The sequence below is a fragment of the Kitasatospora sp. NPDC058406 genome, assembly GCF_042722765.1.
Taxonomy (GTDB): Bacteria; Actinomycetota; Actinomycetes; order Streptomycetales; family Streptomycetaceae; genus Kitasatospora.
This window is the reverse complement of the sequence record NZ_JBHXKE010000441.1, coordinates 1-3,452: the sequence shown is the minus strand read 5'-3', so window position 1 is coordinate 3,452 and position 3,452 is coordinate 1. Positions and strand designations below refer to the sequence as shown.

General features: G+C 77.3%; 1 protein-coding gene. It reads right to left on the bottom strand.

What is annotated here, in order from left to right; translation table 11 throughout:
• A partial coding sequence (locus ACFWOG_RS40165) for an AMP-binding protein (protein WP_380364628.1) occupies positions 1-3,419 on the bottom strand: 3,419 nt, incomplete at its 3' end.
• Between the last annotated feature and the right edge of the window lie 33 nt (positions 3,420-3,452).

Genomic DNA, 3,452 nt, shown 5'->3' with positions numbered 1-3,452 from the left:
AGCTGCACCCCCGCGAGGTACAGCTCACCCGGCACACCCGGCGGCACCGGACGCAGCCGCGCGTCCAGCACGTGGGCCCGGGTGTTGTCGAGCGGACGCCCAATCACCGGCCCGTCGGCGTCCGCCGTCCCGGCCACCAGGGCGTCGACGGTGAACTCGGTCGGCCCGTAGTAGTTGACCACCCGGACGTCCGGGTGGCCGCGCAGCTCGGCCCAGAGGTCGGGCGGCACGCCCTCGCCGCCGAGCAGCAGCACCGGCGGGCGGTGGGCGCCGGTCAGCAGGCCGGCGTCCAGCAGCTGCCGCGCGTAGGAGGGCGTGACGTCGAGGGCGTCGATCCGGTGCTCGGCGCAGTAGCCGACGACCGCCTCGGCGTCCCGGCGGAGGATGTCGTCGAGCAGGTGCAGTTCGTGGCCGGCGATCAGCCAGAACAGCTGCTCCCAGGAGGAGTCGAAGGAGAACGACGCGGTGTGCAGGGCGCTCACGCGCCGGCCCAGTGCGGCGGCGACCGGACGGTAGAGGGTGCGGTCGTGGTCGTGGTACAGGTTGTCGAGTCCGCCGTGGGTGAGGACGACCCCCTTGGGCCGCCCGGTCGAGCCCGAGGTGTGGATGACGTAGGACACCTCGGACGGGTCGGCCGGGACGTGGACGGTCGCGGCCGGTCCGGCGGCGAGGTCCGCGGCGGTGGCCGGGTCGTCGAGGACGAGGGTCCCGGTCCCGGGCGGCAGCAGCCGGGCGCTCGCGCCGGTGGCCAGGACGACGTCCGGGGCCGAGTCCGCCAGCATGTGGGCGAGCCGGTCGGCGGGCAGCCCGAGGTCGAGCGGCAGGAACCCGCCGCCCAGGCGCAGCACGGCCAGCAGGGCGGCGACCGCGTCGGCGGTGCGCGGCAGGGCGAGCGCGGTCAGCGTGCCCGGTCCGGCGCCGTGGGCGATCAGCAGGCGGGCGAGCCGGTTGGCGCGCTCGTCGAGCTCACGGAACGTCAGCCGGTCGGCGCCGGCCACCACGGCGGTGGCACCGGGGGTGGCGGCGGCCCGGGCGGCGAACTCCTCGGCGACGGTGGTGACCGGGCGGACGCGGCCGGTGGCGTTCCAGCGGTCCAGGTCGGCGTGCTCGCCGGGGGACAGCAGGTCGAGCCGGCCGATCGGGGTGCCGGGCTCGGCCGTCACCAGGGTCAGCAGGCGGACCAGCCGGGCGGCCAGGGCCTGCACGGTGGCGCGGTCGAACAGGTCGGTGGCGTAGCGGATGCCGCCGACCAGTCCGTCGGCGGCGGGGTCGCCGGCCGCCGGATCGGCTGCGGACGAGCCGCCGGGCCGGGCCGGCCTGAGCACCACGTCGAGGTCGAACTTGGCGGCGCCGGGGTCGACGGCCACCTCCTCGGTGGCGAGGCCGAACAGCCGGGAGGTGTCGGGGGCCGCCTCCTCCAGCGCGACCATCGCCTGGAACAGCGGGTGGCGGCCGGGGGCCCGGGGCGGGGCGAGCTCCTCCACCACCCGGTCGAACGGCACGTCGGCGTGGTCGAGGGCGGCGAGGTCCGCGGCCCGGACCCGGTCGAGCAGTTCGGCGAAGGTCGGATCGCCCGACAGGTCGGCGCGGAGCACCACCGTGTTGACGAAGAAGCCCACCAGCCCGTCCAGCGCGGCCTCCCCGCCGCGCCCGGCGACCGGCGTGCCCAACGGGACGTCGTCACCACCGCCGAGCCGGTGCAGCAACGCCGCCACCGCCGCGTGGACGACCATGAAGGGCGTGGCTCCGTGGTCGGCGGCGAGCGCGCGCAGGCGCTCGGCGACGTCCGCGGGGACGGCGAACCCGACGGTGTCGCCCCGCCCGCTCGGAACGGCCGGCCGGGGACGGTCGGCGGGCAGCGGGATCTCCTCCGGCAGCCCCGCCAGCGCCCGCCGCCAGTGGGCCAACGGCGCCGCCTGGTCCAGACTCGCCTGCCAGAGCGCGAAGTCCGCGTACTGAACCGGAAGTTCGGCGAACTCCGGGGCCCGGCCCGCCAGCCGCGCGGCGTAGCCGGCCTGGAGGTCCGCCATCAGCGGCCCCCGGGAGGCCTCGTCGCCGGCGATGTGGTGCAGGGCGACGACGAGCGTCGCGGCACCGGTGGGATCCCTCAGCAGGGTGGCCCGCAGCGGCGGTTCGGCGGTCGGGTCGAAGCGGTGCGCGAGCGCAGCGGCGATCTCCCGGTCGACCTGGTCGCCCGGGACGTCGCGGACGGTCAGCGGCGCGGCCTCGGCCGCCTCGGCCGGGGTCAGCACCCGCTGGTACGGCTCCCCGTCCCGCTCGCCGACAACGGTGCGCAGGCTCTCGTGCCGGGCCGTCAGGTCGGCCAGCGCCGCCGCGAGCGCGGCCACGTCGGGGGTCCCGTCGATCCGGGCGACGAAGGGGATGGTGTAGGTCGCGCTCGGGCCCTCGACCTGGTACTGGAACCAGAGGCCGCGCTGCGCCGCGGAGAGCGGGAGCGGCTCGGGGCGCGGTCCGGCCGTCAGCGCGGGGCGCTCGACGGCGGTCCGGCCCGCCAGGCGGGCGGCGAGCGCGGCCGGGGTGGGCGCCTCGAAGACGTCCCGGATGGCCGCGTCGACGCCCAACCGCCGCCGGATCCGGCCGGCGGCGCGCGCGGCGAGCAGCGAGTGGCCCCCGAGCGCGAAGAAGTCGTCGTCCGCACCCACGGCGGTCAGGCCGAGCACCTCGGCGAGGATGCCGCAGATCACGGCCTCGGCCGGGGTGGCCGGCAGCCGACCGGCCGTGACGGCCCGGTCCGGGGCGGGCAGTGCCCGGCGGTCGGTCTTGCCGTTGGCCGTCAGCGGCAGCACCTCAAGCACCACGACCACCGACGGGACCATGTACTCGGGCAGCACCGCCGCCACACCCCGGCGCAGCTCCTCGGGGGCGGGCGGCTCCGCCTCGGCGCCGGTGCCGTCCGCGGTTGCGTCCGTACCGCCGGTGCCCGTGACGTAGCCGACCAGCTGCTGTTGCCCGGGCACGTCCTCGCGGACCAGGACGACGGCCCGGCCGACGCCCGGCAGGGCGGCCAACGCGGCCTCCACCTCGCCGAGTTCGATCCGGAAGCCGCGCAGCTTCACCTGGTCGTCCACCCGGCCCAGGAAGTCCAGCTGCCCGTCGGCACGGCGCCGCACCAGGTCACCGGTGCGGTACATCCGCCCGCCGGCCGGGCCGTACGGGTCCGCCACGAAGCGGCCCGCGGTGAGGCCGGGCCGCCCGAGGTAGCCGCGGGCCAGCTGCTCACCCGCGAGGTACAGCTCGCCGGGCACACCGGTCGGCACCGGCTGGAGGGCACTGTCGAGGACCAGTGCGCGGACCTGCGGGAAGGGCACGCCGATGGCGGGGACGCCCCGGTGGTCCGCCGCCAGCTCCGCCGCCGTCGCCCACACCGTCACCTCCGTCGGCCCGTACACGTTCGTCACCCGACCGCACCCACGCACCAGACGCTCCGCCAA